The organism is Streptomyces sp. NPDC096323 (assembly GCF_040302845.1).
In the GTDB taxonomy this organism is placed as follows: Bacteria; Actinomycetota; Actinomycetes; order Streptomycetales; family Streptomycetaceae; genus Streptomyces.
Genome location: NZ_JBEOSI010000010.1, coordinates 154,370 through 179,182 on the forward strand (window position 1 = coordinate 154,370; position 24,813 = coordinate 179,182).

At 72.3% G+C, this 24,813-nt stretch carries 20 protein-coding genes; 9 read left to right on the plus strand and 11 right to left on the minus strand.

From position 1 onward, the window contains the following. Window positions 1–41: 41 nt before the first annotated feature. A complete protein-coding gene (locus ABTX18_RS26955; protein WP_352125341.1) occupies window positions 42–1,295 on the minus strand; it encodes a beta-ketoacyl-[acyl-carrier-protein] synthase family protein in 1,254 nt (417 codons plus the stop codon). After that, on the minus strand, window positions 1,292–1,525 hold the full coding sequence (locus ABTX18_RS26960; RefSeq protein ID WP_352125342.1) for an acyl carrier protein: 234 nt from the start codon (window positions 1,523–1,525) through the stop codon (window positions 1,292–1,294). The genes ABTX18_RS26955 and ABTX18_RS26960 overlap by 4 nt, the downstream gene beginning before the upstream one ends. Window positions 1,526–1,789: 264 nt before the next feature. Between ABTX18_RS26960 and ABTX18_RS26965 the strand changes: the two genes are divergently transcribed. After that, complete coding sequence (locus tag ABTX18_RS26965; RefSeq protein ID WP_352125343.1) at window positions 1,790–2,518, plus strand: nitroreductase family protein; 729 nt, start codon at window positions 1,790–1,792, stop codon at window positions 2,516–2,518. 227 nt (window positions 2,519–2,745) lie between these two features. Further along, window positions 2,746–4,293, plus strand: a complete 1,548-nt coding sequence (locus tag ABTX18_RS26970; protein ID WP_352125344.1) for a peptidoglycan-binding protein — start codon at window positions 2,746–2,748, stop codon at window positions 4,291–4,293. 60 nt (window positions 4,294–4,353) lie between these two features. Here ABTX18_RS26970 and ABTX18_RS26975 read toward each other — a convergent pair whose 3' ends face one another. Continuing rightward, entirely contained in the window at window positions 4,354–4,914 is a 561-nt protein-coding gene (locus ABTX18_RS26975; protein WP_352125345.1) for a dihydrofolate reductase family protein, read from the minus strand. A gap of 171 nt (window positions 4,915–5,085) precedes the next feature. Between ABTX18_RS26975 and ABTX18_RS26980 the strand changes: the two genes are divergently transcribed. Together ABTX18_RS26980 and ABTX18_RS26985 are read left to right on the plus strand one after the other, a co-directional pair. Further along, window positions 5,086–6,129 (plus strand): hypothetical protein, encoded by a 1,044-nt coding sequence (locus ABTX18_RS26980; protein ID WP_352125346.1) that lies wholly within the window; start codon window positions 5,086–5,088, stop codon window positions 6,127–6,129. Window positions 6,130–6,295: 166 nt separating this feature from the next. Further along, a complete protein-coding gene (locus tag ABTX18_RS26985) occupies window positions 6,296–7,546 on the plus strand; it encodes an MFS transporter (protein ID WP_352125347.1) in 1,251 nt (416 codons plus the stop codon). A gap of 63 nt (window positions 7,547–7,609) precedes the next feature. On the opposite strand, the gene ABTX18_RS26990 is transcribed toward ABTX18_RS26985, so the two are convergent. Beyond that, window positions 7,610–11,362, minus strand: coding sequence for a S8 family serine peptidase (locus ABTX18_RS26990; protein ID WP_352125348.1), 3,753 nt, complete (start codon window positions 11,360–11,362; stop codon window positions 7,610–7,612). Between ABTX18_RS26990 and ABTX18_RS26995 the strand changes: the two genes are divergently transcribed. Further along, complete coding sequence (locus ABTX18_RS26995; RefSeq protein WP_352125349.1) at window positions 11,361–11,516, plus strand: hypothetical protein; 156 nt, start codon at window positions 11,361–11,363, stop codon at window positions 11,514–11,516. The two genes, ABTX18_RS26990 and ABTX18_RS26995, sit on opposite strands and share 2 nt — an antisense overlap. Here the strand turns inward: ABTX18_RS26995 and ABTX18_RS27000 are convergent. From ABTX18_RS27000 to ABTX18_RS27020, 5 genes are all read right to left on the minus strand, one after another. Further along, entirely contained in the window at window positions 11,468–12,619 is a 1,152-nt protein-coding gene (locus tag ABTX18_RS27000; protein WP_352125350.1) for an XdhC family protein, read from the minus strand. The genes ABTX18_RS26995 and ABTX18_RS27000 overlap by 49 nt on opposite strands. A gap of 33 nt (window positions 12,620–12,652) precedes the next feature. Then, the gene (locus ABTX18_RS27005; protein WP_352125351.1) at window positions 12,653–14,110 is read right to left on the minus strand and encodes an NCS2 family permease; all 1,458 of its coding nucleotides are present in this window, start codon (window positions 14,108–14,110) and stop codon (window positions 12,653–12,655) included. Between the two features lie 245 nt (window positions 14,111–14,355). Then, a complete protein-coding gene (locus ABTX18_RS27010) occupies window positions 14,356–16,740 on the minus strand; it encodes a xanthine dehydrogenase family protein molybdopterin-binding subunit (protein WP_352125352.1) in 2,385 nt (794 codons plus the stop codon). A gap of 3 nt (window positions 16,741–16,743) precedes the next feature. Continuing rightward, window positions 16,744–17,337, minus strand: a complete 594-nt coding sequence (locus ABTX18_RS27015; protein WP_352125353.1) for a (2Fe-2S)-binding protein — start codon at window positions 17,335–17,337, stop codon at window positions 16,744–16,746. Between the two features lie 2 nt (window positions 17,338–17,339). After that, window positions 17,340–18,230, minus strand: a complete 891-nt coding sequence (locus ABTX18_RS27020; protein ID WP_352125354.1) for an FAD binding domain-containing protein — start codon at window positions 18,228–18,230, stop codon at window positions 17,340–17,342. A gap of 257 nt (window positions 18,231–18,487) precedes the next feature. On the opposite strand from ABTX18_RS27020, the gene ABTX18_RS27025 reads away from it, so the two are divergent. Then, window positions 18,488–20,215 carry a PucR family transcriptional regulator gene (locus tag ABTX18_RS27025; RefSeq protein WP_352125355.1) on the plus strand — a complete coding sequence of 576 codons (1,728 nt, stop codon included), beginning with the start codon at window positions 18,488–18,490 and terminating at the stop codon, window positions 20,213–20,215. 218 nt (window positions 20,216–20,433) lie between these two features. Then, window positions 20,434–21,219, plus strand: coding sequence for a hypothetical protein (locus tag ABTX18_RS27030; protein WP_352125561.1), 786 nt, complete (start codon window positions 20,434–20,436; stop codon window positions 21,217–21,219). Window positions 21,220–21,251: 32 nt separating this feature from the next. Here ABTX18_RS27030 and ABTX18_RS27035 read toward each other — a convergent pair whose 3' ends face one another. Further along, entirely contained in the window at window positions 21,252–22,013 is a 762-nt protein-coding gene (locus tag ABTX18_RS27035) for a GntR family transcriptional regulator (protein ID WP_352125356.1), read from the minus strand. Between the two features lie 146 nt (window positions 22,014–22,159). Here ABTX18_RS27035 and ABTX18_RS27040 point away from each other — a divergent pair, with 146 nt between their 5' ends. Together ABTX18_RS27040 and ABTX18_RS27045 are read left to right on the plus strand one after the other, a co-directional pair. Then, on the plus strand, window positions 22,160–23,008 hold the full coding sequence (locus ABTX18_RS27040) for a (2Fe-2S)-binding protein (RefSeq protein WP_352125357.1): 849 nt from the start codon (window positions 22,160–22,162) through the stop codon (window positions 23,006–23,008). Between the two features lie 249 nt (window positions 23,009–23,257). Next, entirely contained in the window at window positions 23,258–24,337 is a 1,080-nt protein-coding gene (locus ABTX18_RS27045) for a DUF2637 domain-containing protein (protein ID WP_352125358.1), read from the plus strand. 51 nt (window positions 24,338–24,388) lie between these two features. Here the strand turns inward: ABTX18_RS27045 and ABTX18_RS27050 are convergent, their stop codons facing one another. After that, window positions 24,389–24,787: an ATP-binding protein gene (locus ABTX18_RS27050; protein WP_352125359.1), complete on the minus strand. Its 399-nt coding sequence runs from the start codon at window positions 24,785–24,787 to the stop codon at window positions 24,389–24,391. Between the last annotated feature and the right edge of the window lie 26 nt (window positions 24,788–24,813).

Here is a 24,813-nt window from a genome sequence, read left to right on the forward strand (position 1 = left end):
TCCTTGGTCCTTGGCTTCTCGTCCTTACGTCCGCTGCGCGGTCAGGCCCGGGTGACGACGAGTGCGGCGTTGTGCCCGCCGAAGCCGAGCGAGGTCTTCACGGCGGCCTCGAACACGCCCGGCCTGGCCTCCTTGCTCACCACGTCGACGGGGATCTCCGGGTCGGGGGCGTCGAGGTTGACGGTGGGCGGCACGAGCTGGTGCTGAAGGGCGAGCACGGTGAGCGCGGTCTCGATGCCGCCGGCGGCGCCGAGGGTGTGGCCGGTCATCGCCTTGGTCGAGGTGACCAGCGGGTGCTCGCCGAGGACCCGGCGCAGCATCGTGGCCTCGATCAGGTCGTTCGCCACGGTCGAGGTGCCGTGGGCGTTGACGTGGCCGATGTCGGCGGCGGCCACCCCGGCGTCCGCGAGTGCGGTGCGCAGGGCCCGTTCGATGCCGAGCCCGTCGGGGTCGGGTGCGACGGCGGAGTACGCGTCGCTGGAGGCCCCGTAGCCGGCGATGCGGGCGCGGACGGTGGCGCCCCGGGCCGCCGCGTGTTCGGGGCGTTCCAGGACGAGGAGGCCGGCGCCCTCGCCGACGACGAAGCCGTCGCGGTGGGTGTCGAAGGGCCGGCACGCCGCCTCGGGGTCGTCGGTCCGGGTGGAGACGGCCTTCAGCTGGCAGGCGCTGGCGATCAGCAGCCGGGAGCAGACGGATTCGGCGCCGCCCGCGACGACGATGTCGCAGGCGCCGGTGCGCAGCATCTGGTGGGCGGTGCCGATCGCGACGGTGCCGGAGGAACAGGCGGTGGAGACGGCCTGGCTCGGGCCGCGTGCTCCGAGGTCGGTGGCGACGCTGCTGGCGGCGCCGTTGACGACGGTGAGCGGGGCCAGTTTCGGCGACACCCGGCGGGCGCCGCGCTCGGTGAGGGCGGTGTGCTGCTCGTCGTAGAAGGGCAGTCCGCCGTGGGCGGAGCCGATGACGACGGCGACGCGGCCGCTGTCCCAGACCGAGGGGTCGAGTCCGGCGTCGGCGACGGCCTCGCGGGCGGCGATGACGGCGAGCTGCGAGAAGCGGTCCATGAGCCGCAGGGTCGCGACCCCCAGCACGGCCCTCGTGTCGAGGCCGGTGATGGTGTACATGAAGTCGCAGGGCAGACCCTGGAGTTCGGGCCGGTGCAGGACCGAGGGGGCGTCGGCCACCTCGGACACGCCGCGCCAGGTGGCGGCGGCGCCGATTCCGGCCGCGGTGACCAGGCCGATGCCGGTGACGGCGGCGGCGAACGGCTCGGGGCGGTGGCGGTACGGGGCCGTCATGCCGCGGCCTTGCGGTGCACGGCGTCGACCAACTGGCCGACGGTGTCGCGCGAGGTCAGCTGGACGTCGTCGAGGTCGACGCCCATCCGGTCCTCGATGAGGAGCCGCAGCTCCTCCAGGGCCAGGGAATCCAGCCTGAGCTGACGGAGCGACGTCTGCGGGCTGATCGCCACCGGGTCGGTTCCGAAATTCGCCACCAGCAAGGTGCTGATCTCGTCTGCCGTGCTCATGAGGCACTCCTCCGCTGTCGTACGCGGTGACGCCTTGCCGCGTGGGGTCTGCGTGCCTTCGGGGGACGCCGGCTGGTCCGGAGGAACCTTTTATACGCCCTGTCGGCGGCGGGTCCCGTCCGCGTTCCCCCGTGCGGTGGGGGGCTGTCCAGGTGTGCGAATCCGCTGACGCGCCCGTGCGGTCCGGCCGCGGCGGACCGCACGGGCCGGAGACTGATCAACGGGCCTCCTCACAGCCCCGCTTCGCCCGTAAAATCCGCGATCATGACGACCGAAACGACGCAGGCAGCCGGCACGGCCGAGGCCGAGGCCCTGTTCTCCACCATGTCCACGATGCGCGCGATGCGCCGCCTCAAACCGGAGCCGGTGCCGGACGAGACGCTTGAGCAGCTCATACAGGCCGCCGTCTGGGGCCCCAGCGGCGGCAACATGCAGTGTTACGAGTACGTGGTGGTGACGGACCGTGAGGTGATGGCTCGTCTGGCGCCGCTGTGGAAGCGGTGCGTGGACGCGTATCTGGCGACGACCGGCAAGTACGCGCCGAAGGGCATGGACGACGCCGCGTACGGCCGGATGGTCGCCGCGATCGAGTACCAGCGTGACCACTTCGCCGACACGCCGGCGCTGATCGTGCCCTGTTACCGCTTCCCGGAGCCCCGGATCGAGGAGGAGGGCCTGGCCGTCTACGCGCAGGCGCTCGGCCCGGCAGGGGTCGAGCACATGATGAGCACCCAGACCCGTTTCCAGGCGCTCGCCGAGGGCTCGTGCGTGTATCCGGGCGTCCAGAACGTCCTGCTCGCCGCCCGGGCGCTGGGGCTCGCGGCGAACATCACCATCTGGCACCTGATGCTGGAACAGGAGTGGAAGGAAGCCCTCGGCATCCCCGAGGACATGCAGACCTTCGCGGCCATTCCCGTCGGATGGCCGCAGGGCAACTTCGGCCCGGTCCGGCGCCGCCCGGTGGCCGACGTCATCCACCGCGACCGCTGGTAGCACCCGCCGTCCGGACCCGCGCCGCCACGGGGGTCCGGACGGCCGGGTCCGGCGCCCGGGACCTGCCGCGCGCCCCTCAACTCCATTGGAGTGAAGGGGAGTTCAACACACCGTTCGGCTCCTTTGTCATGCCCTGGGCGGTGCATACCCTGAGCGGGCTTCGCGGCCCTCCGCCCATCCCACCCGGGCCGGGGGCCGTTCTTCTCCCCCACAGAGCAGGAGCAGGTATGCCCACTCGCGCCGCCGCCCACACCAAGGCCCGCACCTCCGTGCTGGCGGCCCTCACCGCCACCGTCCTGGCCGCGACCGGCGCCCCGGCCCTCGCCGGGACGGACCCCGGGCACCCGATGAACCGGGCCTTCGAGCGGGCCGCCCAGAGGTTCGACGTGCCCCGCGATCTGCTCGCCGCCGTCGGTTACGGCGAGACCCGCCTCGACGGCCACTCCGGGCGCCCCAGCCAGGCGAACGGCTTCGGCGTGATGCACCTGGTCAGCAACCCCACGCACCGGACGCTGGAGCAGGCGGCCGGCCTCACCGGGAAGCCCCTGGCCGAGCTGCGCACCGACACGGCGGCCAACATCCTCGGCGGCGCGGCCGTCCTGCGCGGCTACGCGGACAAGCTCGGGCTGGACGCGCGGGACCGCGACGACCTCGGCGCCTGGTACCCGGCCGTCGCCCGGTACAGCGGCGCCGACGGCCTGGCCGCCGCCCTCTACGCCGACGCCGTCTACACGTTCCTCGCGGACGGGCTCGACACCGCCACCCCGGGCGGCGAGCGGATCTCGGTGACGGGCCGCCCGGTGTCACCGCAGAAGGGTGCGCTCGCCACCCCCGCCCCGGACACCCGGAGCACCGACTACCCGTCCGCGCTGTGGGTGCCCGCCGACCCGAACAACTACGCCACGGGCCGCTCCGCGACCATCGACAAGGTGGTCATCCATGTCACGCAGGGCTCGTACGCGGGCTCGATCAGCTGGTTCCAGGACCCGGTGTCCGAGGTGAGCGCCCACTACGTCATCCGCTCGTCGGACGGCCAGATCACCCAGATGGTGCGGGACAAGGACACGGCGTACCACGCCAAGAGCGCCAACGCATCGGCGCTCGGCATCGAGCACGAGGGCTTCATCGACGACCCGTCCTGGTTCACGGACTCGATGTACCGGTCCTCGGCCGCCCTGACCGCGTATCTGTGCGACCGGTACGGCATCCCGAAGGACCGGGCGCACATCATCGGGCACAGCGAGGCGCCGGGCAACGACCACACCGACCCCGGCCCGTACTGGAACTGGACCCGCTACATGGAACTGGTCGCCGGGAGCACCACCACGACCGCCGACGGGCTGAGCTTCACCTCGTACGCGACCCAGCGCAACGGTTCGACGGGCGAACAGGTCAGGGCCGTCCAGACGCTGCTCAACGCGCAGGGCTACCCGGCAGGCGAGGCGGACGGCAGCTTCGGCGCGGCCACGCAGAGCGCAGTGACGGCGTTCCAGTCGGCGCGCGGGCTGGACGCGGACGGCGTCGTCGGAGCCAGGACCTGGACCGCGCTGCTGTCGGCCGGCACCACCTCCACGCTCGCCGAGGGCGCCTCGGGCGAGGCGGTGAAGCGGCTCCAGCGCGCGCTGACCGCGGCGCTCGGCTCGACGGTCGGCGCCGACGGAACCTACGGCCCGGGAACGGCGACGGCGGTCCGGAGCTACCAGACGAGCCGCGGCCTGACGGCCGACGGGATCGCGGGACCGGACACCTGGGCGGCGCTCCAGGCGGGCCGCTGACCCGGCGCCGGTGCCGGCCCGCGGCCCTGCGGCCCCACGGTCCGGCACCGGCAGGCGCGTTCATTCCCGCTCGTACCGCAGCTCCACCACCCCGTTGCCGAAGGGGCGGGTCCCCGTGAGCCGGAGTGCGGTGAGGGTGTCCGTCGTCGGGAACATGGGCGTGCCGCGGCCGATGAGGACCGGATGGACGTAGACCCGGTACTCGTCGATCAGACCGAGCGCCGCGAAGGACGCGGCGAGGCCGGCGCCGCCGACGGACAGGTCCCCGCCGGGCTGCTCCTTCAGCGCCATGACCTCTTCGGGGACGACGTCGTGGAAGACCTCGGTGGCCCAGTCCACCCGCTCCTGGGTCCGGGAGTAGACGTACTTCGGCATGTTCCGCCAGATGGGGGCGAACTCGGCCATCGGCCCGGCGTTGGCCGGGTCCTGGTCGGCGGTGGGCCAGAAGTCCGCCATCAGCTCGTGGACCACCCGCCCGTGGAGGAATCCGCCCAGCTCCGCGATCCGTTCGTTGAAGTACCGGTGCAGTTCGTCGTCGACCCGGTTCCAGCTGATGTCCCGGCCCGGTCCCTCCATGTAGCCGTCGAGGGACATGGACATGGAGTAGATGATCTTTCGCATCGCGAACCTCACCGGGAGCGTCGGGACGGGGTTGCGGAACGAAACCGACCATACCCGGCAACGGTGCGCGGATGCCGGACCTGACGGAAGCGCTTGACGAACGGCCGGGGCACCCCGTAGGAGTCGGGGAGAGCCCCCCGTCAGCCCAGGTTTCCCCGAGGAGTCCCGCAGGTGAGAGTCGGAGCGGCACGCGCCGCCGCGGTCCGCTGGGTGGCCACCCATGCCCGTACCACCCCCGGTTACCGCGGGGCGTACTTCAGCGGGTCGACGGTCGGCCGGCCGGACGAAGCCGAGCTGGCGCCCTCCTCCGACGTCGATGTCATGGTCGTCACGGAGGACGGAGGCCCGCCGCCCGCCAAGCTCGGGAAACTCTGGTACAACGGCGCCCTGTTGGAGGTCACCTACGTGCCGTGGGCCGAACTGCGCGACCCGGAGGCCGTGCTCTCCTCGTACCATCTGGCGGGCAGCTTCCGCCGTGACACCGTCATCGACGACCCCACCGGCGAGCTGCGCGCCCTGTGCGCGTACGTCTCGCCCCGCTTCCCCGAGCGGGGCCGGGTGCGCCGCCGGTGTCTGGACGCCCGGCAGCGCGTCGAGGGCCGCCTCGCCGCGTTCGACACCTCGGCCCCGTTTCACGAGCAGGTCCCGGCCTGGATGTTCCCCGCCTCGGTCACCACTCACGTCCTGCTGGTCGCCGCCCTGCGCAACCCGACCGTCCGGCTGCGTTACCGCGCCGTACGCGACGTCCTCACCGCGTACGAACAGCCGGAGCTCTACAGCGAGCTGCTGGAACTCCTCGGCTGCGCCGATGTCTCCGAGCGGGTGGTGCGGCACCATGTGGGCGAGCTGACGCGGACGTTCGACGCCACGGTCCCGGTGGCGCGCACCCCGTTCTTCTTCAGCAGCGATCTCACCGCGCGGGCGCGCCCCATCGCCGTCGACGGCAGCCTGGAGCTGCTCGACCGGGGCGAGCACCGCGAGGCGGTCTTCTGGATCGTCGCGACGCTGGCCCGCTGCCACGCCGTGCTGGCCGTGGACGCCCCGGCGCTGCACTCCGCGCGACTGCCCGCGTTCCGGGCAACGGTGGCGGAGCTCACCGGGATCACGTGCACCGAGGATCTGCTGGACCGGCGGGAGAAGGTCCTCGGGTTCCTGCCCCGGCTGGACGAGGCGGCGGAGGCCGTTCTGGCGGCACAACCGGACATCACCGGGTAGGACGGGCCCCTGCCGTCGCGGCGCGCGCTCTGCTAATTTGCCCGCATGTCCATTCCTCGTGCGTAGGACCCCGCGCTGACCGCACCCGCTGACCGGGTGCGGCACTTCGGTGTCCCGCATGCCCGCAGCGCCGGGTCTCTGCGCCGCCCTCACGAGGAATGTCATCATGCTCACGCCTTCTGCCGCGCCCTCGCGCGCGCCTTCGTACGCCGCCGTGCTCCGTACTCCCCATGCCGCACGCACCTTCGGTGCCGCACTGCTGGGGCGCCTCTCGTACGGAGTCGTCCCTCTTGCCCTCCTGCTCGCACTCAAGGACGCCACCGGCTCGTACTCCATGGCCGGTGCCGCGATGGCCCTGTTCGGGGCCGCGAGCGTCTTCCTCTCCCCCGCCCGGGCGGCGCTTATCGACCGGCACGGGCCGCGCCGGGTGCTGCCGCCGATGGCGGGGCTGTACGCGGCACTGCTCACGGTCCTCGCCCTGGCCACCTGGCGGCCGGGCGCCCCGCCCCTCGTCCTGGGCGCTCTCGCCGTGTCGGCGGGCGCCTGCACGCCGCCGCTGGGGCCGGTCATGCGGACGCTGTGGAGCAGCCTCGTCCCCGACCCGGAGCTGCTGCGGCGCGCGTACAGCCTGGACGGTGTCGCCGAGGAACTGCTGTATGTGACGGGCCCGTTGCTGGTGGGCATCGTCGTGGCGGTCACCGAGCCGGCGGCCGGTGTGCTGGCCGGTGCGGTGCTCGTGCTCGCGGGGGCACTGGCGCTGGTGTCGTCGCCGGCGGTCTCCCGTGCGCGGGTGAACACGCTCCCGGCCGACGCGTCCGCCGCGCCCCGGCTGCAGTTGCGCGGCATCACGGCGCTGCGGCACGCGGTGCTGGTGACGGCGACCGTGGGATTCTGCCTCGGGGCGCTCGATCTCCTGGTGGTGGCGTCGACGGACCGGCTCGGGGAGCCGGCGGCGGTGTCCTGGGTGCTGGCGGCTCTGTCCGCTGGGAGCGCCGTCGGCGGCCTGGCCTACGGGGCGGTCCGATGGAAGTCGGCAAGCCGGGTGCGGCTGCCCGTGGCCGCCGCGGCGCTGGCTGCGGCGCTGGTGGTGGCCGGGGTGTCGCCGCGTCTGTACGTGCTGGTCGGCGTCGCGGCGGTCGCCGGGCTCTTCGTCGCACCGGCGCTGACGACCGCGTATCTCATCGCCGACGAGTCGGCCGGCGCGGACCGGCGCACGCAGGCGGGCGCCTGGGTCAACACCGCGTTCAACGCCGGGGCGTCGGGCGGCACCGCCGTGGTCGGGCTGCTCGTGGACCGGCTGCCGCTCGCCCTGTGCTTCGCACTGGCGGCGGCCCCGGCGCTGGTGTGCGCGGCGGCGGTGACGCGTCCCGGTCTCATCTCCGGCCGTGAACGGGCGGTGCAACATCCCAGGGTGTGAAGAGGGGCGGCCGCGCACCCTTCCCACGGGTGTGCGGCCGCCTGAACCGGAGGGCTCAGCAGGTCACTTCAGGCCGAAGGCCCGGATGATCTCCTGGTCCACTGCCAGACCGTCACCGGCCTCGGCGTGCGCCTTGAGCGAGACGGCGGTGGCGCCCTTCTTCGGGGTCTTGAACCGGGCGGTCCAGGAACCGGCCGAGTCCTTCTTCAGCTGCACCGCGCTCCAGGTCCTCCCGTCGTCGTAGCTGACCGACAGCGAGGCCTTCGACGCCTTCACGGCACCTTCCAGCCACTCCTGGGTCGTGGACGACAGACCGATCTCGGTCCACTCCCCGGCCTCCACGTCACCGGCCAGGTCGGTCGCCACGTCGTAGTCCAGCTGAAGCATCGGGATGTCCGCCTGGTACGGGCCCTCGGGGTCGAGCGCGCCCGAGACGAACGACCACTCCGAGTGCGTGCGGACGGAGGTCTTCCAGGTGTCCGCGTCGCGCGAGGCGTCGAGGACGAGACGGTAGGGCAGCTTCTCCGCGGCCAGGTTCCCGACGTAGCCCGCGCGGCCCGGGGACTCGTCGAGCAGCTTGTCGCCCTGGTACACCGCGGCCTTCCCGGTGTCGTACTCCATGTCCGGCATGGCGCCGGAGTGACCGGCGCCGCCGTCCGTCCACGGCGTGATGTTGTACTGGATGTCGCCCCACTGCGAGCGGAAAGGCCCCCAGTATCCGGTCCCGAGGCGCGGCCGGGTGACCGGTGCGAACCAGTCGGCGCGGTAGGTGCGGCCCGCGGTGTAGTCCAGTTCGGCGCTGCGCTCCTCCAGCGCGGTGTCGGTGCCGGCGGCGTTGTAGACCGCGTGGTCCTCGTACCAGAACGAGGCACCCGGCAGCGGGTTGACCCATTCGGTGCGGGTGGCGGGGTACTTCTCGTACTCGGCGAAGCCGATGCCGAAGCCGTAGTCGGGGATGTCGTAGCGGTAGCCGCCGCCGACGACGTCCCGGTGGCCGTAGAAGGTGTTCTCCACCTTCGCGAGCCCGCGGGTGTCCGGGGCGAAGGCGAGCGAGCGGTCCGGGATCGTGCCGTCGTGGCGGTCGACGAGGTCGTACACGTAACGCGCGAACTTGCGCTGGTCGACGGTGACCTTCTGGCCGTGCTGGGCGGCCTTCACGAGGCCCTCGCCCGCGAGGCGCTGAACGGAGGCGACCGGGATGGGGAGCGTGGTGCCGTAGTCGGCGTAGGGCTCCATGAGCACGCCGTCGCCGGTGTTGACGACGAACAGCGCCTTGGCGCCGGCGGCGATCGCGGCCGCGGCCCGGTCGGTGGGGGTGACCGCGTCGCTGCTGCGGATCACGACGGCCTTGCCCCTGGCGTCGAGGCCCGCGTAGTCGGCGGCGGCGCCGTTGCCCGCGAAGACGCCGGCGAGCTGCTGCCGGCTGTCGTCGGCGACGGCCGAACCGCCCTGCACGGCCACCGGGACGTCACGGCCACCGGCCGTCAGGTCGATCAGCTTCTCGCCCTGGCGCCAGCGCGTCAGGAAGCTGAAGGTGCCCTGGGTGACCTTCTTGGTGGGGCTCGCCCACAGCTGGTCGTACGTCAGCGGGATCTGGTACGCGTCGCGCTGGACGGTGCCGTCCGGAGCGGTGCGCGCCATGTCGTAGCGCAGCTGCCGGGTCTCCGTCTCCTGCGGCGTCCGCACGCTGACCCTGTGGGCCTCGGAGGCGTCGAGCGCGACGGTGGTGGGCTTGTCCAGGATGATCTCGGGGGCCGCCAGGAAGGCGAGGGCCCGTGAGTCCGCGGTGTCGCCCTTGATGTCGGCGGCGGACCAGGCGGTGTACGTGCCCGGGGGCATCCGCAGGGTGGTGCTGCCGGACACCTGGACGGGGGTCAGGTACGGGTCGCCGAGCGCGGCGAGGACGACGACGCCGTCCATCGGCTCGCCCGAGCGGTCACGCAGCTCCAGCGTCAGGTCGTAGAGCTCCTGCTCCTTGTTCAGCGCGAACCCGGTGTGCGCGACGGTGGCGCCCGAGGCGTCCTTCGCGATCACCTGTCCGGAGAACGTGGTGTTCGCCGCGACCTTCGACGGGTCGAGCGAGAGGACGGCATCCGCCGTCGAGCCGGCCGGGACGGTCAGCTGCTTCGCCGACAACGTGTACGCGTCCGATCCGCTGTCCGTCGCCAGGTCGAGCGCGACGTCCTCTACGCCGCTGTTGCGGTACGTGATCGTCCGCTCGGCGACCGGGTCGGACGCGCTGTGCGGCCAGTCGTAGGTGGCGACCGCGACGGTACCCGTCGCCTCGATCCGGGTGTCGACGGCCGCCTTCACGTCGAGGCGGCCCGTGCCCTGCTCGTACGGGGTGTAGGCGGGCAGCACCTTGGACGAGGTCATCAGCGCGTCCTTGATGCGCTGACCGGTCCAGTCGGGGTGACGCTCCTTCAGGAGGGCGGCGGCGCCCGCGACGTGCGGGGTCGCCATCGACGTACCGGACATCGACTGGTACATGCCCTCGATGCCGGGGACCGACTGCGAGGCGGCCGCGCTGATGTCGACGCCGGGTGCGGAGAGGTCCGGCTTGAGGCCGTAGGAGCGGGTCAGCGGGCCCATGGAGGAGAAGTCCGCGCGGTTGTCCTGCTTGTCGACGGCGGCGATGGTGAGGGCCTTGTCGGCGGAGCCGGGCGAGCCGATCGTGCCCGCGCCGTACGCGTTGCCCGCGGCGATGACGAACAGCGGGCCACCGTCGGCCGAGAGCGAGTCGACGGCCTGGGCCATCGGGTCGGAGCCGTCGTCCGGGATGCTGGAGCCGAGGCTCATGGAGACGACGTCGGCGCCTTCCGCCTTCGCCCACTCCATCGCCTCGATGATGCCGGAGTCGGCCCCCGAGCCCTCGTCGCTCAGTACCTTGCCGACGAGCAGGCCGGCCGCCGGGGCGACGCCCTTGTTGACCCCGTCGGAGGCGGCGCCGGAACCGGCGATGGTGGACGCGACGTGCGTTCCGTGCCCGTTCTTGTCGTCGACCTCCTCGCCCGGCACGAAGCTCCGGGTCTCCAGGATGCGGTCCTTGACGTCCGGGTGGTCGGTGTCGATGCCGGTGTCCAGCACCGCGACCTTGATGCCCTTGCCGTCGTACCCCTCGGCCCATGCCTGCGGGGCGTTGATCTGCGGTACGGAGTCCTTGAGGGCGGCCTCGACGCGTCCGTCGAGCCACAGCTTCGCGATGCCGTTGTCCAGCGCACGGGCCGTGGAGGTGCGCGCGATGTCGTCCCAGAAGGCGCGCGCGGTGTCCTTGCCCGCCTTCAGTGCCGCGCCGTGGACGGACTCCAGCGTCCGGACGGTCCTGCTGCCGCGCGGGGCGGCGGGCAGCGAACGGGCCTTGCCCGCCGGGTAGGTGGCGATCAGCGGGATGCCGTTGCTCCGCGCGTCGTCGTAGCCCATCTTCGCGAGCGCGGTGACGTTGAAGAGGCGGCGGTCCAGCTTGCCGGCGGCGATCAGGCCGCCGGCCTCGTCGGGCAGGACGTAGACGTCGTCCCCGGCCTGCTGGACGTGGACCCCGCCCACCGCGCCGTCGGGGCGGTCCACGGTGACGGTGTCCTGCTTGCCGGCGCCGTCCGCGTAGTGGACGACGTCGCCGGTGATCAGGGTGATGTCGTACGCGCGGACGGAGGCGGCCCGGTCGGCGGCCGGTGCGGGTCCGGCCGTGGCGGACGCGGTTGCCGTGACGGGAAGCAGCGCGCCGCCCACCAGGGCGACGGAGATCGCTATGAGGAGGGCTCGGCGCCGCGCGCGAGCGGGTCTCGCCCGGTCGGCGGCGGTGGAGGGCGTAGATGTCATGCAGCTGATCTACCGGTTGTCGTACCGGTTCGTCAGCGACTACCGCTGGCGGAAAGCCGCCGCGGCGGAGAACCGCCGTTTCCCGGACAGCACCGGCGGCCCGTTTCAGGCCACGAAACCGATGCGCCCGGCCGGTGGCAGCGGGCCGCTGTGATGGATCGGGGTGTGGGCACCGGTGAGGGGGACTCCGCTGCCGCCGCGTCGGTCGGCGACGATCTCGGCGGCGATCGACAGGGCCGTCTCCTCGGGGGTACGGGCTCCGAGGTCGAGGCCGATCGGCGAGTGCAGCCGGGCGAGTTCGTGTTCCGTGACACCGGCCTCGCGCAGCCGGTCGTTGCGCTCCAGATGGGTGCGGCGCGAGCCCATCGCGCCGACATAGGCGACCGGCAGTTTCAACGCCGCCTCCAGGAGCGGGATGTCGAATTTGGCGTCGTGCGTCAGGACGCACAGCACGGTACGCGCGTCGACCTGCGTGGCGGCCAGGTAGCGGTGCGGCCAGTCGACGACCAGTTCGTCGGCGTCCGGAAAGCGTGCCTCGGTCGCGAAGACGGGACGGGCGTCGCACACCGTGACGTGGTAGCCGAGGAACTTCCCCGCCCGCACGAGGGCCGAGGCGAAGTCGATGGCCCCGAACACGATCATCCGGGGCGGCGGGACGCTGGATTCGACGAGCAGCGTGAGCGGCTGCCCGCACCGGGAGCCGTCAGCGCCGATGGTGAGGGGGCCGGTGCGGCCCGCGTCCAGCATGGCGCGGGTCTCCGCTGCCGCGGTGCGGTCCAGCTCCGGGTGTCCGCCGAGCCCGCCCTCGTAACCGCCGTCGGGGTGGACCAGCAGCGGCCGGCCGAGGAGTTCGGCGGGCCCTTCGGTGATCCGGGCCAGGGCCGCGGGCTCCCCGCGCGAGGCGGCGGCGAGCGCGGCGGCGAACACCGGGCGGGCGGGGTCGTCCGCCCGGACCGGTGTCACGAGGATGTCGATGACGCCGCCGCAGGTCAGGCCGACCGCGAAGGCGTCCTCGTCGCTGTAGCCGAACTGCTCGCGGACGGTCGTGCCGTCGTCGAGGGCCTGTTGGCACAGTTCGTACACCGCGCCCTCCACACATCCGCCGGAGACCGAGCCGATCGCCGTGCCGTCACGGTCGACGGCCAGTGCGGCACCCGGCTGCCGGGGCGCGCTGCCGCCGACGGCCACGACGGTGGCGACGGCGAAGTCGCGTCCCTGCCCGGCCCACCGGTCGAGCTCCTCGGCGATGTCCAGCATCTCGGTCTCCTTGGCGGATGTGTGGAGGACGGCTCAGCTGACGCCGAGCCAGCTCTCGATCGGGTGCAGGGCGAAGTAGACGACGAAGATCACCGTCAGCCCCCACATGAAGGCCCCGATCTCGCGGGACCGGCCCTGGGCCGCCTTGATGGCGACGTAGCTGATGACACCCGCGGCCACACCGGTGGTGATGGTGTACGTGAACGGCATCAGGACCACGGTCAGGAAGACCGGGATGGCGACGGAACGGTCGCTCCAGTCCACGTGCCGGGCGTTCTGCATCATCATGGCACCGATGACGACCAGGGCGGCGGACGCCACCTCGGCCGGCACGATGGCCGTGAGCGGGGTGAAGAAGAGGCAGGCGGCGAAGAAGAGGCCGGTGACGACGGAGGCGAGCCCGGTCCGGGCGCCCTCCCCGACGCCGGTCGCCGATTCGACGAACACGGTCTGGCCGGAGCCTCCGGCGACACCGCCGATCGCACCGCCCGCGCCGTCGATGAACAGCGCCTTGGACAGGCCCGGCATCCGGCCCTTGTCGTCGGCCAGCTCGGCCTCCGTACCGACACCGATGATGGTGGCCATCGCGTCGAAGAAGCCGGCCAGCACCAGGGTGAAGACGATGAATCCGACGGTCATCGCGCCGACGTCGCCCCAGCCGCCGAACTCGACGTCCCCGAAGAGCGAGAAGTCCGGCGAGGAGACCGCGGAGCCCTTGAGCTCGGGCGGGCCGCTGCTCCAGATCTTCGGGTCGACGCCGGCGACCTTGTTGATCACCACGGCGACGACGGTGCCGACCACGATGCCGATGAGGATCGCGCCGGGGGTGTTGCGGGCCTGGAGCATGAAGATCAGCAGCAGGGTCACCGCGAAGACGAGAACGGGCCAGCCGGCGAGCTCGCCGGTCGGGCCGAGGGTCACCGGCGTCGCGGTGCCCTTGCCCACGAAACCGGCCTTGTAGAGGCCGATCAGGGCGATGAACAGCCCGATGCCCATGGTGATGCCGTGCTTCAGCGGGAGCGGGATCGCGTTCATGATCAGCTCACGCAGACCGGTGACCACCAGCAGGCAGATCACCAGGCCGTACATCACGCACATGGCCATGGCCTGCGGCCAGGTCATGTGCGGGGCGACCTGTGAGGACAGGACGCCGGAGACGCTGAGTCCCGCGGCGAGCGCGAGGGGGACCTTGCCGACGAAGCCCATCAGCAGGGTGGTCGCCGCCGCCGCGAGCGCGGTCGCGGTGATCAGCCCCGGCTGGCTGAGCAGGTTTCCGTCGACGTCCTTGCCGCCGAGGATCAGCGGGTTGAGCAGCAGGATGTACGCCATGGCCATGAAGGTCGTGACGCCGCCCCGCACTTCACGGGCGACCGTGGAGCCGCGCTCGGATATGTGGAAGTACCGGTCGAGCCAGGATCTTCCGGCGGGGACGCGCGAGCCGGGGCCCGCGTCCTGCGCACTGGTCTTCGGCTCTACTGACTGCTGGGTCATGATGCCTGACTCCCAAGGTTCACAGGGGCACCCGCGATGAAGAATCGAAATGCGGGATTTGGGATGAATGCTCTGGCTGCACGACCCGGGGGACGGCCCGAGGCGAACGGGTTACTGCTGGTGCGGTGCGTGGGGGCAAGCCCGCGAGCGGTGCGGGACTTGGTTCCTCCGGGCGGTGCGGGCCGAGGAAGTGTGACGTTCCCTGGGGGCGCGCACCGCCCGGAGAGCTGGAGGGGAGCCGCCGGTCAGGTGCCGGTGAGGTGCTCCGGGCGGACCGGGGTCCGGTTGAGCTCGAGACCCGTCGCGTTCCGGATCGCCGCGAGGACGGCCGGGGTCGACGACAGGGTGGGGGCCTCTCCGACGCCACGGAGCCCGTACGGGGCGTGGTCGTCGGCGAGTTCGAGCACATCGACCGGGATGGTCGGGGTGTCGAGGATGGTGGGCAGGAGGTAGTCCGTGAAGGACGGGTTGCGCACCTTCGCGGTCTTCGGGTCGACGATGATCTCCTCCATGACGGCGACGCCCATGCCCTGGAGGGTGCCGCCCTGGATCTGCCCGAGGACGGAGAGCGGGTTGAGCGCCTTGCCGACGTCCTGCGCGCAGGCCAGTTCGATGACCTTGACCAGGCCGAGCTCGGTGTCGACCTCGACGACCGCGCGGTGCGCGGCGAAGGAGTACTGGACGTGGCCGTTGCCCTGTCCGGTACGGAGGTCGAAGGCCTCGGTGGGCCGGTGGCGCCACTCCAGCTCGACGTCGACCGCCTCGCCCTCCAGTACATCGGCCAGATCGGCGAGCACCTCGCCGCCGTCGGTGACGACCTTGCCGCCCTCCAGGAGGAGTTCGGCGGTGGCCCAGGCGGGGTGGTAGGTGCCGAACTTGCGGCGGCCGATCTCCAGGACCTGCTCGCGGACGGCCTCGCAGGAGTTCTTCACGGCGCCGCCGGTGACGTACGTCTGACGGGACGCGGACGTGGAGCCCGCCGATCCGACGCGGGTGTCGGCCGGGTGGATGGTGACCTGGGAGACGCCCAGTTCGGTACGGGCGATCTGGGCGTGCACGGTGACGCCGCCCTGTCCGACCTCCGCCATGGCGGTGTGCACGGTCGCGACGGGTTCGCCGCCGATGACCTCCATGCGCACCCGGGCGGTGGAGTAGTCGTCGAAGCCCTCGGAGAAGCCGACGTTCTTCAGGCCGACCGCGTAGCCGATCCCGCGTACGACGCCTTCGCCGTGCGTGGTGTTGGACAGTCCGCCTGGCAGCGCCCGTACGTCCGGGTGTTCGCCGGCGCTCTCCCACTGGCGCTCGGGCGGCAGCGGCCTGGCCTTGACCCGGCGCAGCAGTTCGGCGACGGGGGCGGGCGAGTCGACCCGCTGGCCTGTGGGCAGCAGGGTGCCCTGCTCCATGGCGTTGAGCTGCCTGAACTCGACAGGGTCCATGCCGAGTTGGGCGGCCACCTTGTCCATCTGCGCCTCGTAGGCGAAGCAGGCCTGGACCGCGCCGAAGCCGCGCATCGCGCCGCACGGCGGGTTGTTGGTGTAGAGGGCGATCGCCTCGATGTCGACGTCGTCGATGACGTACGGGCCGACGGAGAGCGAGGAGGCGTTGCCGACGACGGCCGGGGAGGCGGAGGCGTAGGCGCCGCCGTCGAGCACGATGCGGCACTTCATGTGCGTGAGCTTGCCGTCACGGGTGGCGCCGTGCTCGTACCAGAGCTTGGCGGGGTGACGGTGCACGTGCCCGAAGAAGGACTCGAAGCGGTTGTAGACGATCTTCACCGGCTTGCCGGTGCGCAGCGCCAGCAGGCAGGCGTGGATCTGCATCGAGATGTCCTCGCGGCCGCCGAAGGCCCCGCCGACGCCGGAGAGCGTCATGCGGACCTTGTCCTCGGGCAGGCCGAGGACGGGGGCGATCTGCCTGAGGTCCGAGTGGAGCCACTGGGTCGCGACGTACAGGTCGACGCCGCCGTCCTCGGAGGGCACGGCGAGACCGGACTCCGGGCCGAGGAAGGCCTGGTCCTGCATGCCGAAGGTGTACTCGCCCCGCACGATGACGTCGGCCTTCTTGGCGGCCTCGTCCGCGTCGCCGCGGATGATCGGCTGGCGGTGCACGATGTTGGGGTGCGGGACGTGCCCGATGTGGTGGTCGTCGCGGCCCTCGTGGATGAGGGGTGCGCCCTCGGCGGTCGCGGAGGCCTCGTCGGTGACGACCGGCAGTTCGCGGTAGTCGATCCTGATCTTCGCGGCGGCGCGGCGGGCGGTCTCCGGGTGGTCGGCGGCGACGATCGCCACCGGCTCGCCGTGGTGGCGGACCTTGCCGTGGGCCAGGACCGGGGTGTCCTGGATCTCCAGGCCGTAGTTCTTCATCGCGGCGGGCAGGTCGTCGTACGTGAGTACGGCGTAGACGCCGGAGGTGGCGAGCGCCTCGGAGGTGTCGATCGAGACGATCTCGGCGTGCGCGACGGTGGAGCGCAGGGTGTGGCCCCAGAGCATGTCCTCGTGCCACATGTCCGAGGAGTACGCGAACTCGCCGGTGACCTTCAGGATCCCGTCGGGGCGCAGCGTGGACTCGCCGATGCCGCCCTTGGTGCGGGTGCCCTGGTTGATGTTGGTGGGGGAACCGGTGACGCCCATGGTTCAGACCGTCTCTTCCGCGCGGGCGGCCGCGAGGCGGACCGCGTCGAGGATCTTCTCGTAGCCGGTGCAGCGGCAGAGGTTGCCGGAGAGCGCCTCGCGGATGTCCGCGTCGGACGGCTCCGGGTTGCGCTCCAGGAGCTCGTCGGCGGCGACCAGCAGGCCGGGGGTGCAGAAGCCGCACTGGACGGCTCCGGCGTCGATGAAGGCCTGCTGGACGGGCGAGAGTTCGCCGGTGTCGCGGGTCTCGTCGCCGGCCGGCCTGGCCTCCCAGCGCCGCGCCTGGTCGAGCGCGGTGCCGCAGGCGCCGGACGCGCAGCCGGTGCCGGGGTGGGCCTCGGCGCGGTGGGCGGCGAAGTCGGCGAGGCCTTCGACGGTGACGACGTCGCGGCCTTCGACCTGACCGGCGGCGACCAGACAGGAACAGACCGGCACCCCGTCGAGGCGGACGGTGCAGGAACCGCACTCACCCTGCTCGCAGGCGTTCTTGGAGCCGGGAAGGCCCATCCGCTCACGCAGGACGTACAGGAGGGACTCGCCCTCCCAGACGTCGTCGGCCTCGTGACGGCGGCCGTTGACCGTGAAATTGACACGCATGATCAGGCGGCTCCTTCGGTGCTGCGGCCGTTGCCGCGGTACGACTCCCAGGTCCAGCCGAGGGTCCGGCGGGCCATGATCCCGACCGCGTGCCGGCGGTAGCTCGCGGTGCCGCGCACGTCGTCGATCGGGTTGCAGGCCGCCGCGGCGAGCGTGGCGAACTGCTTGGCGACGGAGGGGGTGATGATGGTCCGGCTGTCCCAGAACCCGCCCTCCTCCAGCGCGGCGTTCAGGAAGTCCTCCGCCTCCTTCGCCCGTACGGGTGTCGGGGCGGCGGATCCGATGCCGGTGCGGACGGTGCGGGTCTCGGGGTGCAGGGCCATGCCGAAGGCGCAGACAGCGATGACCATCGCGTTGCGGGTGCCGACCTTGGAGTACTGCTGCGGCCCGTCGGCCTTCTTGATGTGCACGGCCCGGATCAGCTCGTCCGGCGCCAGGGCGTTGCGCTTGACGCCGGTGTAGAACTCGTCGATGGGGATGAGCCGCGTTCCGCGGACGGACTCGGCCTCCACCTCGGCGCCCGCGGCGAGCAGCGCCGGGTGGGCGTCTCCGGCGGGTGAGGCGGTGCCCAGGTTGCCGCCGACGCCGCCGCGGTTGCGGATCTGCGGCGAGGCGACGGTGTGCGAGGCGAGCGCGAGGCCGGGCAGCTCGGCCCGCAGGTGGTCCATGATCTGGCTGTACGGGACGGAGGCGCCGAGCCGTACGCTCTCCTGGCCCACCTCCCACTCGGACAGCTCACCGATGCGGTTCAGGTCCAGGAGGTATTCGGGCCGCCGGTGGTCGAAGTTGATCTCGACCATCACATCGGTGCCGCCCGCGATGGGCACAGCCGTCGGGTGCTCGGCCTTGGCGGCGAGCGCCTCCTCCCAGCTGGCGGGGCGAAGGAAGTCCATGAGTGGCTCTCTTCTTCTCAATCGGTTGTTCGCCGGGGCTGGGAACGGCCGGCCCTCGAGACTTGTTCATGTCTTGTTCACGTGGTGTGTGACTCAGTACACAAGCCCTGCTCCACCTGGTGCAGTCACCGAAACCATGAAGGAGTTGGCTGGTCTCCGCCCTCGTCTTGTAGATTCGAACGAATGGCGGGCATCGGTGACCTCACCGCAATACCCAGTTTTCACCCGCACCAACGAATGAGATCGGCGGCGACGAGATGCGGCTGCGCGCACTGCTGGAGACCGACGCGCTGGGCCTGCGGCTGCTCGGCGGCGACGAGGAGCTGGACCGGTCGGTCCGTGGCGTGATGACCACTGACCTTCGGGACCCCAGCCGCTACCTCACGGGCGGCGAACTGGTGCTGACCGGCCTGGCCTGGCACCGGGACGCGAAGGACTCGGAGCCGTTCGTACGGATCCTGTCGGGGGCCGGGGTCGCCGGGCTCGCGGCGGGCGAGGCGGAGCTCGGCGCCATCCCGGACGATCTGGTCGAGGCGTGCCGTCACCACCGGCTGCCGCTCTTCGCCGTCCACGAGACCGTCGCGTTCGCAACGATCACCGAGCATGTGGTCCGCCAGGTGTCCGGCGAGCGGGCGGGCGATCTGGCCGCCGTGGTGGACCGGCACCGCCGGCTGATGACCTCGGGCCCGACGGGCGGCGGTCCGGAGGTGGTCCTCGATCTCCTCGGCTCCGACCTCGACCTGCACGCCTGGGTGCTCTCGCCCACCGGCAGGCAGATCGCGGGCGCCGGGGCTCCGCTGTCCGGCCCCGTCGGCGCGGAGCTCGCCGGGCTGCACCTGGCCGCCATGCGCTCCGGCCGCCGCGCCCCGCACCGGGTCACCGTCGACGGGGTGACGTATTCGCTCTTCCCGATCCGCAACCACGGCCGGGGAGCCGTGCCGGCCTCCCGCGATGTGCGGGAGTCGGTGCTCTCGGACTGGCTGCTTGCCGTCGAGGCCGACGCCGGCGACTGGCCGGCCGCGCGCCTCGACCTCCTCCAGGGCGTCACGCAGCTGATCGCGGTGGAACGGGACCGTCGCGACGCGGCCCGTACGGTGCGCCGCAGGCTAGCCCAGGAGGTCCTGGAGCTGGTCCAGGCCGGCGCCCCGCCCGCGGAGATCGCGGCGCGGCTGCGGGTGGCCGCCCCGGTCCTGCTGCCCGGCCTCGGCAGCGCGCCGCACTGGCAGGTGGTGGTGGCCCGGGTCGAGTGGGACCAGGCGGACGCGCCCGGCGGCTCCGGGTCCGGCATCGCGGGCGGCCCGGTCGCCCAGGCGCTGCTGGAGGAGATCCTGGTCGACCCGGCCGTGACCGGGCCGGATTCGGCCGACCGGTTCGCGGTCGCCCATACGGGTGACGAGGCCATCGCGCTCGTACCGCTGCCCGCGCTCGCCGATGTCCGGCCGGAAGCGGACGTCTCCCAAGACCCGGCGCGGGGCCCCGCGCAGGACCCCGCGCTGCACGCCGACTCCCTGCTGGCCGCTGTGCGCACGCCGCTCTCGGCGGGCCTCGCGGACGACGGCCGCCTGACACTGGGTGTCAGCGCCTCTGTGCATTCGCCGGAGGGGCTGCGCGGCGCCCTGGAGGAGGCCCGGCACGCCCGCCGGGTGGCGGCGGCACGCCCGGGGCGGGTCTGCGCGGCGGGCCACCACGAGCTGGCCTCGCACGTGCTGCTGCTGCCGTTCGTGCCCGACGACGTCCGTCGTGCGTTCACCGCTCGGCTGCTCGACCCGCTGCGCGACTACGACGGGCGCCACCGCGCGGAACTCATCCCAACCTTGGAAGCGTTCCTGGACTGCGACGGATCGTGGACCCGCTGCGCGGCCCGGCTGCACCTCCACGTCAACACGCTGCGCTACCGCGTCGGGCGAATCGAGCAGTTGACGGGTCGTGACCTTTCGCGGCTCGAGGACAAGCTCGATTTCTTCCTCGCCCTGCGCATGAGCTGATTTCACGGGGCACGGAGGCCCCCACGGGATTCGGCCGATTGTGAAAAGTTTCACCTGACATTGCCTCGACCTCTTGGCCCGGCGTGCCATTCCGTGCTGTGATGCGGCCAGACTCAGAGCGTCCGGCCGTGGGGGTAGGTGACGACCCTCCCTTGAACGACCGGACGTTCTCCAAGCTCGACGGCGCGCTCGGGGAGGGCAATGTGGCGGATACCGCCATGTCTGGTTCCGGAACGACAGCAGATGACGATCCGCCGCTCCAGACAGCGGTATGGCGGCTGCGGTCACGCGCCTGCTGGACGGACGCCGCGGCACTGCTCGAACACGACGCCGCCACCGACCCGGCCGCGGCCCTCCAGCGCACGGCGCTGCTGATCGAGCGGTGTCTCTACACCGGAGAGGGCTGGACCGAGGCGGAGGACGCGCTGCGCACCGCCGAGGCCATGGCCCACGACGATGCCGAGCGGGGCGCCGCCGCCTGCGAGCGCGGCTATCTCGCCTACGCCTCCACCCTGCTCGGCGTACGGGACCGGGCCGACGAGGCGCGGGTGGCGCTCAGCCGCGCCGCGGCGCTCCTGGCCCCGGCCGCCCCGGGCCGCCCGCTGCTGGACTTCCGGCGGGGCCTGATCGCGCAGAACATCGCCGACTCGCCGCAGGCCGCCCGCGCCGCGTACCGCAGGGCCCATGCGGGCGCCACCGCCCAGGGGGACGCGCTGCTGCTCTCCTCCACCTGGCGCCATCTGGCCCTGATCGCCCTGCGCGAGGGCGAGTTGGCGGAGGCCAGGCACGGCTTCGCGGAGTCCCTGCGGATCAGGGAGGAGCTGGGCTATCTGGTCGGTACGGCTCCGGCGCTCATCGCCATGGCGGACGCCGAGCCCGAGCCGGAGGCGGCGACGCGGCTGCGCGCCGAGGCGGGGCGGCTGTTCCGGCTGCTCGGCGGCGTGCCGACCTGGCTGGCGCCGCACCTGGACCTGCCGGGTCCGCGGACGGCCGAGGCGAACTGAGGCGACGGGCGGGGGCCGGCCCCCGCCCGTCCTCAGCCGCCCGAGCCGGCGAAGTGTTCTCGTACGAGTGACTGCACCACGGTCACGTCCTGGGCGATCAGCGCGTCGAGCAGGGCCGTGTGCTCGGACGCGTCCGCCAGCAGGTCCGCGCGGCGGGTGACGGGGTTGCCCTCCAGGGGCCACTGGGAACGGCGGTGCAGTTCGTCGGCCACCATCACCAGTTGGCTGTTGCCTGCCAGGGCGAGCACCGCTCCGTGGAAGGCCCGGTCGGCCTCCGCGTAGCTCGCCCGGTCGCCGACGGCCGCCGCCGCGACGGTGGCGTCGGCCAGCGGGCGCAGGGCGCACCAGCTCGTCGCCGGCACGGTGCGGGCGAGCCGCAGCATGACGGGGACTTCGAGCAGCGCCCGCACCTCGGCCAGCTCGGCCAGCTCGCCCGGCCCACGCTCGGCGACCCGGAACCCGCGGTTCGGGACGACCTCGACGGCCCCCTCCACGGCCAGCTGCTGCATCGCCTCGCGCACGGGGGTGGCGGAGACCCCGAAGCGGGCGCCGAGCGCCGGGGCGGAGTAGACCTGCCCGGGGATCAGCTCGCCGTCGACGAGGGCGGCGCGCAGGGCTTCCAGGATCTGGCCGCGTACCGAGTGCCGCTGGATGGTGACCCGGGGGGCCGGCGGCTCGCTGTGGGTGTGCTCGCCGCGGGCCTGCTCCGGCACCCGGAGGGACGAGGAGGCGGACACGGGAGAGACGGACGTGTGCGGCGCCCACGCGTCCTGGCGGGCTCTGCCCTGCTCCACGGGTACCTCCTCGGCCGGTCGCGGGCGCGGCTCGCGTGCGCGGCGCCTCCTGTGCACGATAGGCGCAGGAGGCTGCAGTTCAAACATCGATCCGGTCGGGTAAGGTAAGGCTAACCTGCAAACGATCGCGATTCGGTGGTCCCTGCATGACCCTTCCCACTCTGCTTCCGGGCACAACGGCCTCGGCGGTGACGGACGCGTACGCGCGTCTGGCCGAGGTCTTTCCCGGGCTGCGAGCCGAGGCGCTCGACGACGGCGAGCCCGCCCCCGGCGGCGTCGGCTGGGTCGGCGCCCAGGAGCTCGCGGCCGGGGGCGGCGGGCTGGACGCCTTCCTCGCCTGGGACGACGCGCAGGTGCTGCGGGACTACGGGCAGCGGGCGCGGCCCGATGTGGTCGCCGGATTCGGACTGCACCGGTACGCCTGGCCGGCCTGCCTGCTGGTGACGGTGCCGTGGTTCCTGCACCGGCGGGTGCCCCGGATCCCCGTCGAGGACGTCTTCTTTCAGCGGGCGCTGGGCCATCTGACCGTGCGCGTACGGGAATTCACCTGTCTGCCCGGCGATCCGGCGGCTGAGCTGCCGGGGGCGCGCGTGGTGGCGGACGAGGCCGCGCTGCGCGCCGAGGTGCTCGCGTCCGTGGCCGGACACCTCGGCCCGGTGCTCGACGGCTTCGGCCCGCGGATGCGGCGCGGCAAGCGGGCCCTGTGGGGCATGGCGACGGACGAGATCGTCGAGGGCCTCTGGTACATCGCCCATCTCCTCGGTGAGGAGCGCCGCGCGATGGCCGAACTCGAGGTGCTTCTGCCCGGAACCACGAAGCCGTACGTCGGCACCGCGGGCTTCCGGGAGCTGACCGGTCCGGACGGCGAGTCGCTGCCCACCCGCGACCGGGCGAGCTGCTGCATGTTCTACACGGTGCGGCCCGAGGACACCTGCGTCACCTGCCCGCGGACCTGCGACGCGGACCGGGTCCGGAAGCTGACACCCGCCCCCTGAGACCGACGGGTCCGGAAGCCCGCACCCGCCCCCTGAGACCGACCGGGCGGCCCGGGATCCACACCGCCCGCGAGGGTGACACGAATCGAACGCATCTCCCCTGCGTCGTACGGCTATTCGATCAGATCGCGGATATCCGTCGACTCCGCCACCCCATTGGCGTTCTCTTGCCCCGAAACCACCTGAACGCGCGGCAATCCCCGGCACGATGGCGGCCGAAACGCCCTCTCGCGACACAAGGGACCGCGCATGAGACTGACCGACATATCGCTTGACTGGCTGCTTCCGGCCGCCGTGCTGCTGGCGGGGGTCATGGCGGCGGTGGCGGTGGTCGCGCGCGGCAAGCGCGCCTCTGACGCATCCGCGGCCGAGGACTCCTGGGAACGCAGCGAGGAACGGCGCAGACGCAAGGAAGCGCTCTACGCCACCGCTTCGTACGTGCTGCTGTTCTGCTGCGCGGCGGTCGCCGCCGCGCTCTCCTTCCACGGGCTCGTCGGCTTCGGCACGCAGAACCTCGGCCTCTCCGGGGGCTGGGAGTACCTGGTGCCGTTCGGCCTCGACGGGGCGGCGATGTTCTGCTCCGTGCTCGCTGTGCGCGAGGCCAGCCACGGTGACGCAGCGCTCGGTTCGCGGCTGCTGGTGTGGACGTTCGCAGGCGCCGCCGCCTGGTTCAACTGGGTGCACGCGCCGCGCGGCCTGAACCACGCGGGCGCTCCGCACTTCTTCGCGGGGATGTCGCTCTCTGCGGCCGTGCTCTTCGACCGGGCCCTGAAGCAGACCCGCGTGGCCGCGCTGCGCGAGCAGGGTCTGGTGCCGCGTCCGCTGCCGCAGATCCGGATCGTACGGTGGCTGCGCGCGCCCCGGGAGACCTTCGGCGCCTGGTCGCTGATGCTGCTGGAAGGCGTACGCACGCTGGACGAAGCGGTCGACGAGGTGCGCGAGGACCGCCGGGAGAAGGAGCAGAACCGCCTTCGCAGGAGGGATCAGGAGAAGCTGGACCGGGCGCAGATCAAGGCCCTGAACCGGCAGAACCGCGCCTGGGGACGGGGCGGCCGGGGCGGCTCCCAGGTGGACGTCCAGGCCATCGCCCCCGCGACGGGCTCCGCGCAGTCCGTCGCGGAGCCCGCCATATCCGAGCCGGGACAGCTGCCCCTGCGCCCCCGGCCATCCCTGCAAGCCGTGAACGGCCCGAACTCCGAGGGCGTCCCGGAGCTGAGCGCGACTGATCCCAGAACGGACGACCTCACCGCCGAGGACGACACCCAGGCACTGCCCCGGCTCGACTCGCTGGAGCAGAAGCTGAAGGATCTGGAGCAGCAGTTCGGCTGAGCGCCGGGCCACGGCCTGCCGGAAGACGGCCCTGACGGACCACCGGGACCGTCAGGGCCGTTCACCGTCCAGCTCGAACCAGACCACCTTCCCCAGCGCATGCGGGCTGATCCCCCAGGAGTCCGCGAGGCTCTCCACCAGGACCAGTCCCCTGCCGTGCGTACCGTCGTCGGCGTCCGGTACGTGCGACACGGGCATGCCCGGGACGAAGTCCCGTACCTCCACGCGCAGCCCCTGCTGCGCCACGCTCACGGCGACGACCGCTCCGTCATCGGTGTGGACCAGCGCGTTGGTCACGAGCTCGCTGAGCAGCAGCTCGGCCACCTGCGCGGGCTCTTCCTTCCATCGGTACCGCAGTAACTCCCGTACCGCACACCGCACTTCTGCGACGGCCGCCACATCGGCCCGGCCGACTCTGCGGTGCAGTCGGGCTTGTTCCTGACGCTCCATCGTTTCCCCCGCCCACACAGTGAATC

Excerpts from the sequence above, each read along its gene's own strand:
- ABTX18_RS26955 (WP_352125341.1), bottom strand. The coding sequence starts at position 1,295 with ATGACGGCCCCGTACCGCCACCGCCCCGAGCCGTTCGCCGCCGCCGTC.
- ABTX18_RS26960 (WP_352125342.1), bottom strand. The coding sequence starts at position 1,525 with ATGAGCACGGCAGACGAGATCAGCACCTTGCTGGTGGCGAATTTCGGA.
- ABTX18_RS26965 (WP_352125343.1), top strand. The coding sequence starts at position 1,790 with ATGACGACCGAAACGACGCAGGCAGCCGGCACGGCCGAGGCCGAGGCC.
- ABTX18_RS26970 (WP_352125344.1), top strand. The coding sequence starts at position 2,746 with ATGCCCACTCGCGCCGCCGCCCACACCAAGGCCCGCACCTCCGTGCTG.
- ABTX18_RS26975 (WP_352125345.1), bottom strand. The coding sequence starts at position 4,914 with ATGCGAAAGATCATCTACTCCATGTCCATGTCCCTCGACGGCTACATG.
- ABTX18_RS26985 (WP_352125347.1), top strand. The coding sequence starts at position 6,296 with ATGCTCACGCCTTCTGCCGCGCCCTCGCGCGCGCCTTCGTACGCCGCC.
- ABTX18_RS26995 (WP_352125349.1), top strand. The coding sequence starts at position 11,361 with ATGCAGCTGATCTACCGGTTGTCGTACCGGTTCGTCAGCGACTACCGC.
- ABTX18_RS26990 (WP_352125348.1), bottom strand. The coding sequence starts at position 11,362 with ATGACATCTACGCCCTCCACCGCCGCCGACCGGGCGAGACCCGCTCGC.
- ABTX18_RS27000 (WP_352125350.1), bottom strand. The coding sequence starts at position 12,619 with ATGCTGGACATCGCCGAGGAGCTCGACCGGTGGGCCGGGCAGGGACGC.
- ABTX18_RS27005 (WP_352125351.1), bottom strand. The coding sequence starts at position 14,110 with ATGACCCAGCAGTCAGTAGAGCCGAAGACCAGTGCGCAGGACGCGGGC.
- ABTX18_RS27010 (WP_352125352.1), bottom strand. The coding sequence starts at position 16,740 with ATGGGCGTCACCGGTTCCCCCACCAACATCAACCAGGGCACCCGCACC.
- ABTX18_RS27015 (WP_352125353.1), bottom strand. The coding sequence starts at position 17,337 with ATGCGTGTCAATTTCACGGTCAACGGCCGCCGTCACGAGGCCGACGAC.
- ABTX18_RS27020 (WP_352125354.1), bottom strand. The coding sequence starts at position 18,230 with ATGGACTTCCTTCGCCCCGCCAGCTGGGAGGAGGCGCTCGCCGCCAAG.
- ABTX18_RS27025 (WP_352125355.1), top strand. The coding sequence starts at position 18,488 with ATGCGGCTGCGCGCACTGCTGGAGACCGACGCGCTGGGCCTGCGGCTG.
- ABTX18_RS27030 (WP_352125561.1), top strand. The coding sequence starts at position 20,434 with ATGTCTGGTTCCGGAACGACAGCAGATGACGATCCGCCGCTCCAGACA.
- ABTX18_RS27040 (WP_352125357.1), top strand. The coding sequence starts at position 22,160 with ATGACCCTTCCCACTCTGCTTCCGGGCACAACGGCCTCGGCGGTGACG.
- ABTX18_RS27045 (WP_352125358.1), top strand. The coding sequence starts at position 23,258 with ATGAGACTGACCGACATATCGCTTGACTGGCTGCTTCCGGCCGCCGTG.
- ABTX18_RS27050 (WP_352125359.1), bottom strand. The coding sequence starts at position 24,787 with ATGGAGCGTCAGGAACAAGCCCGACTGCACCGCAGAGTCGGCCGGGCC.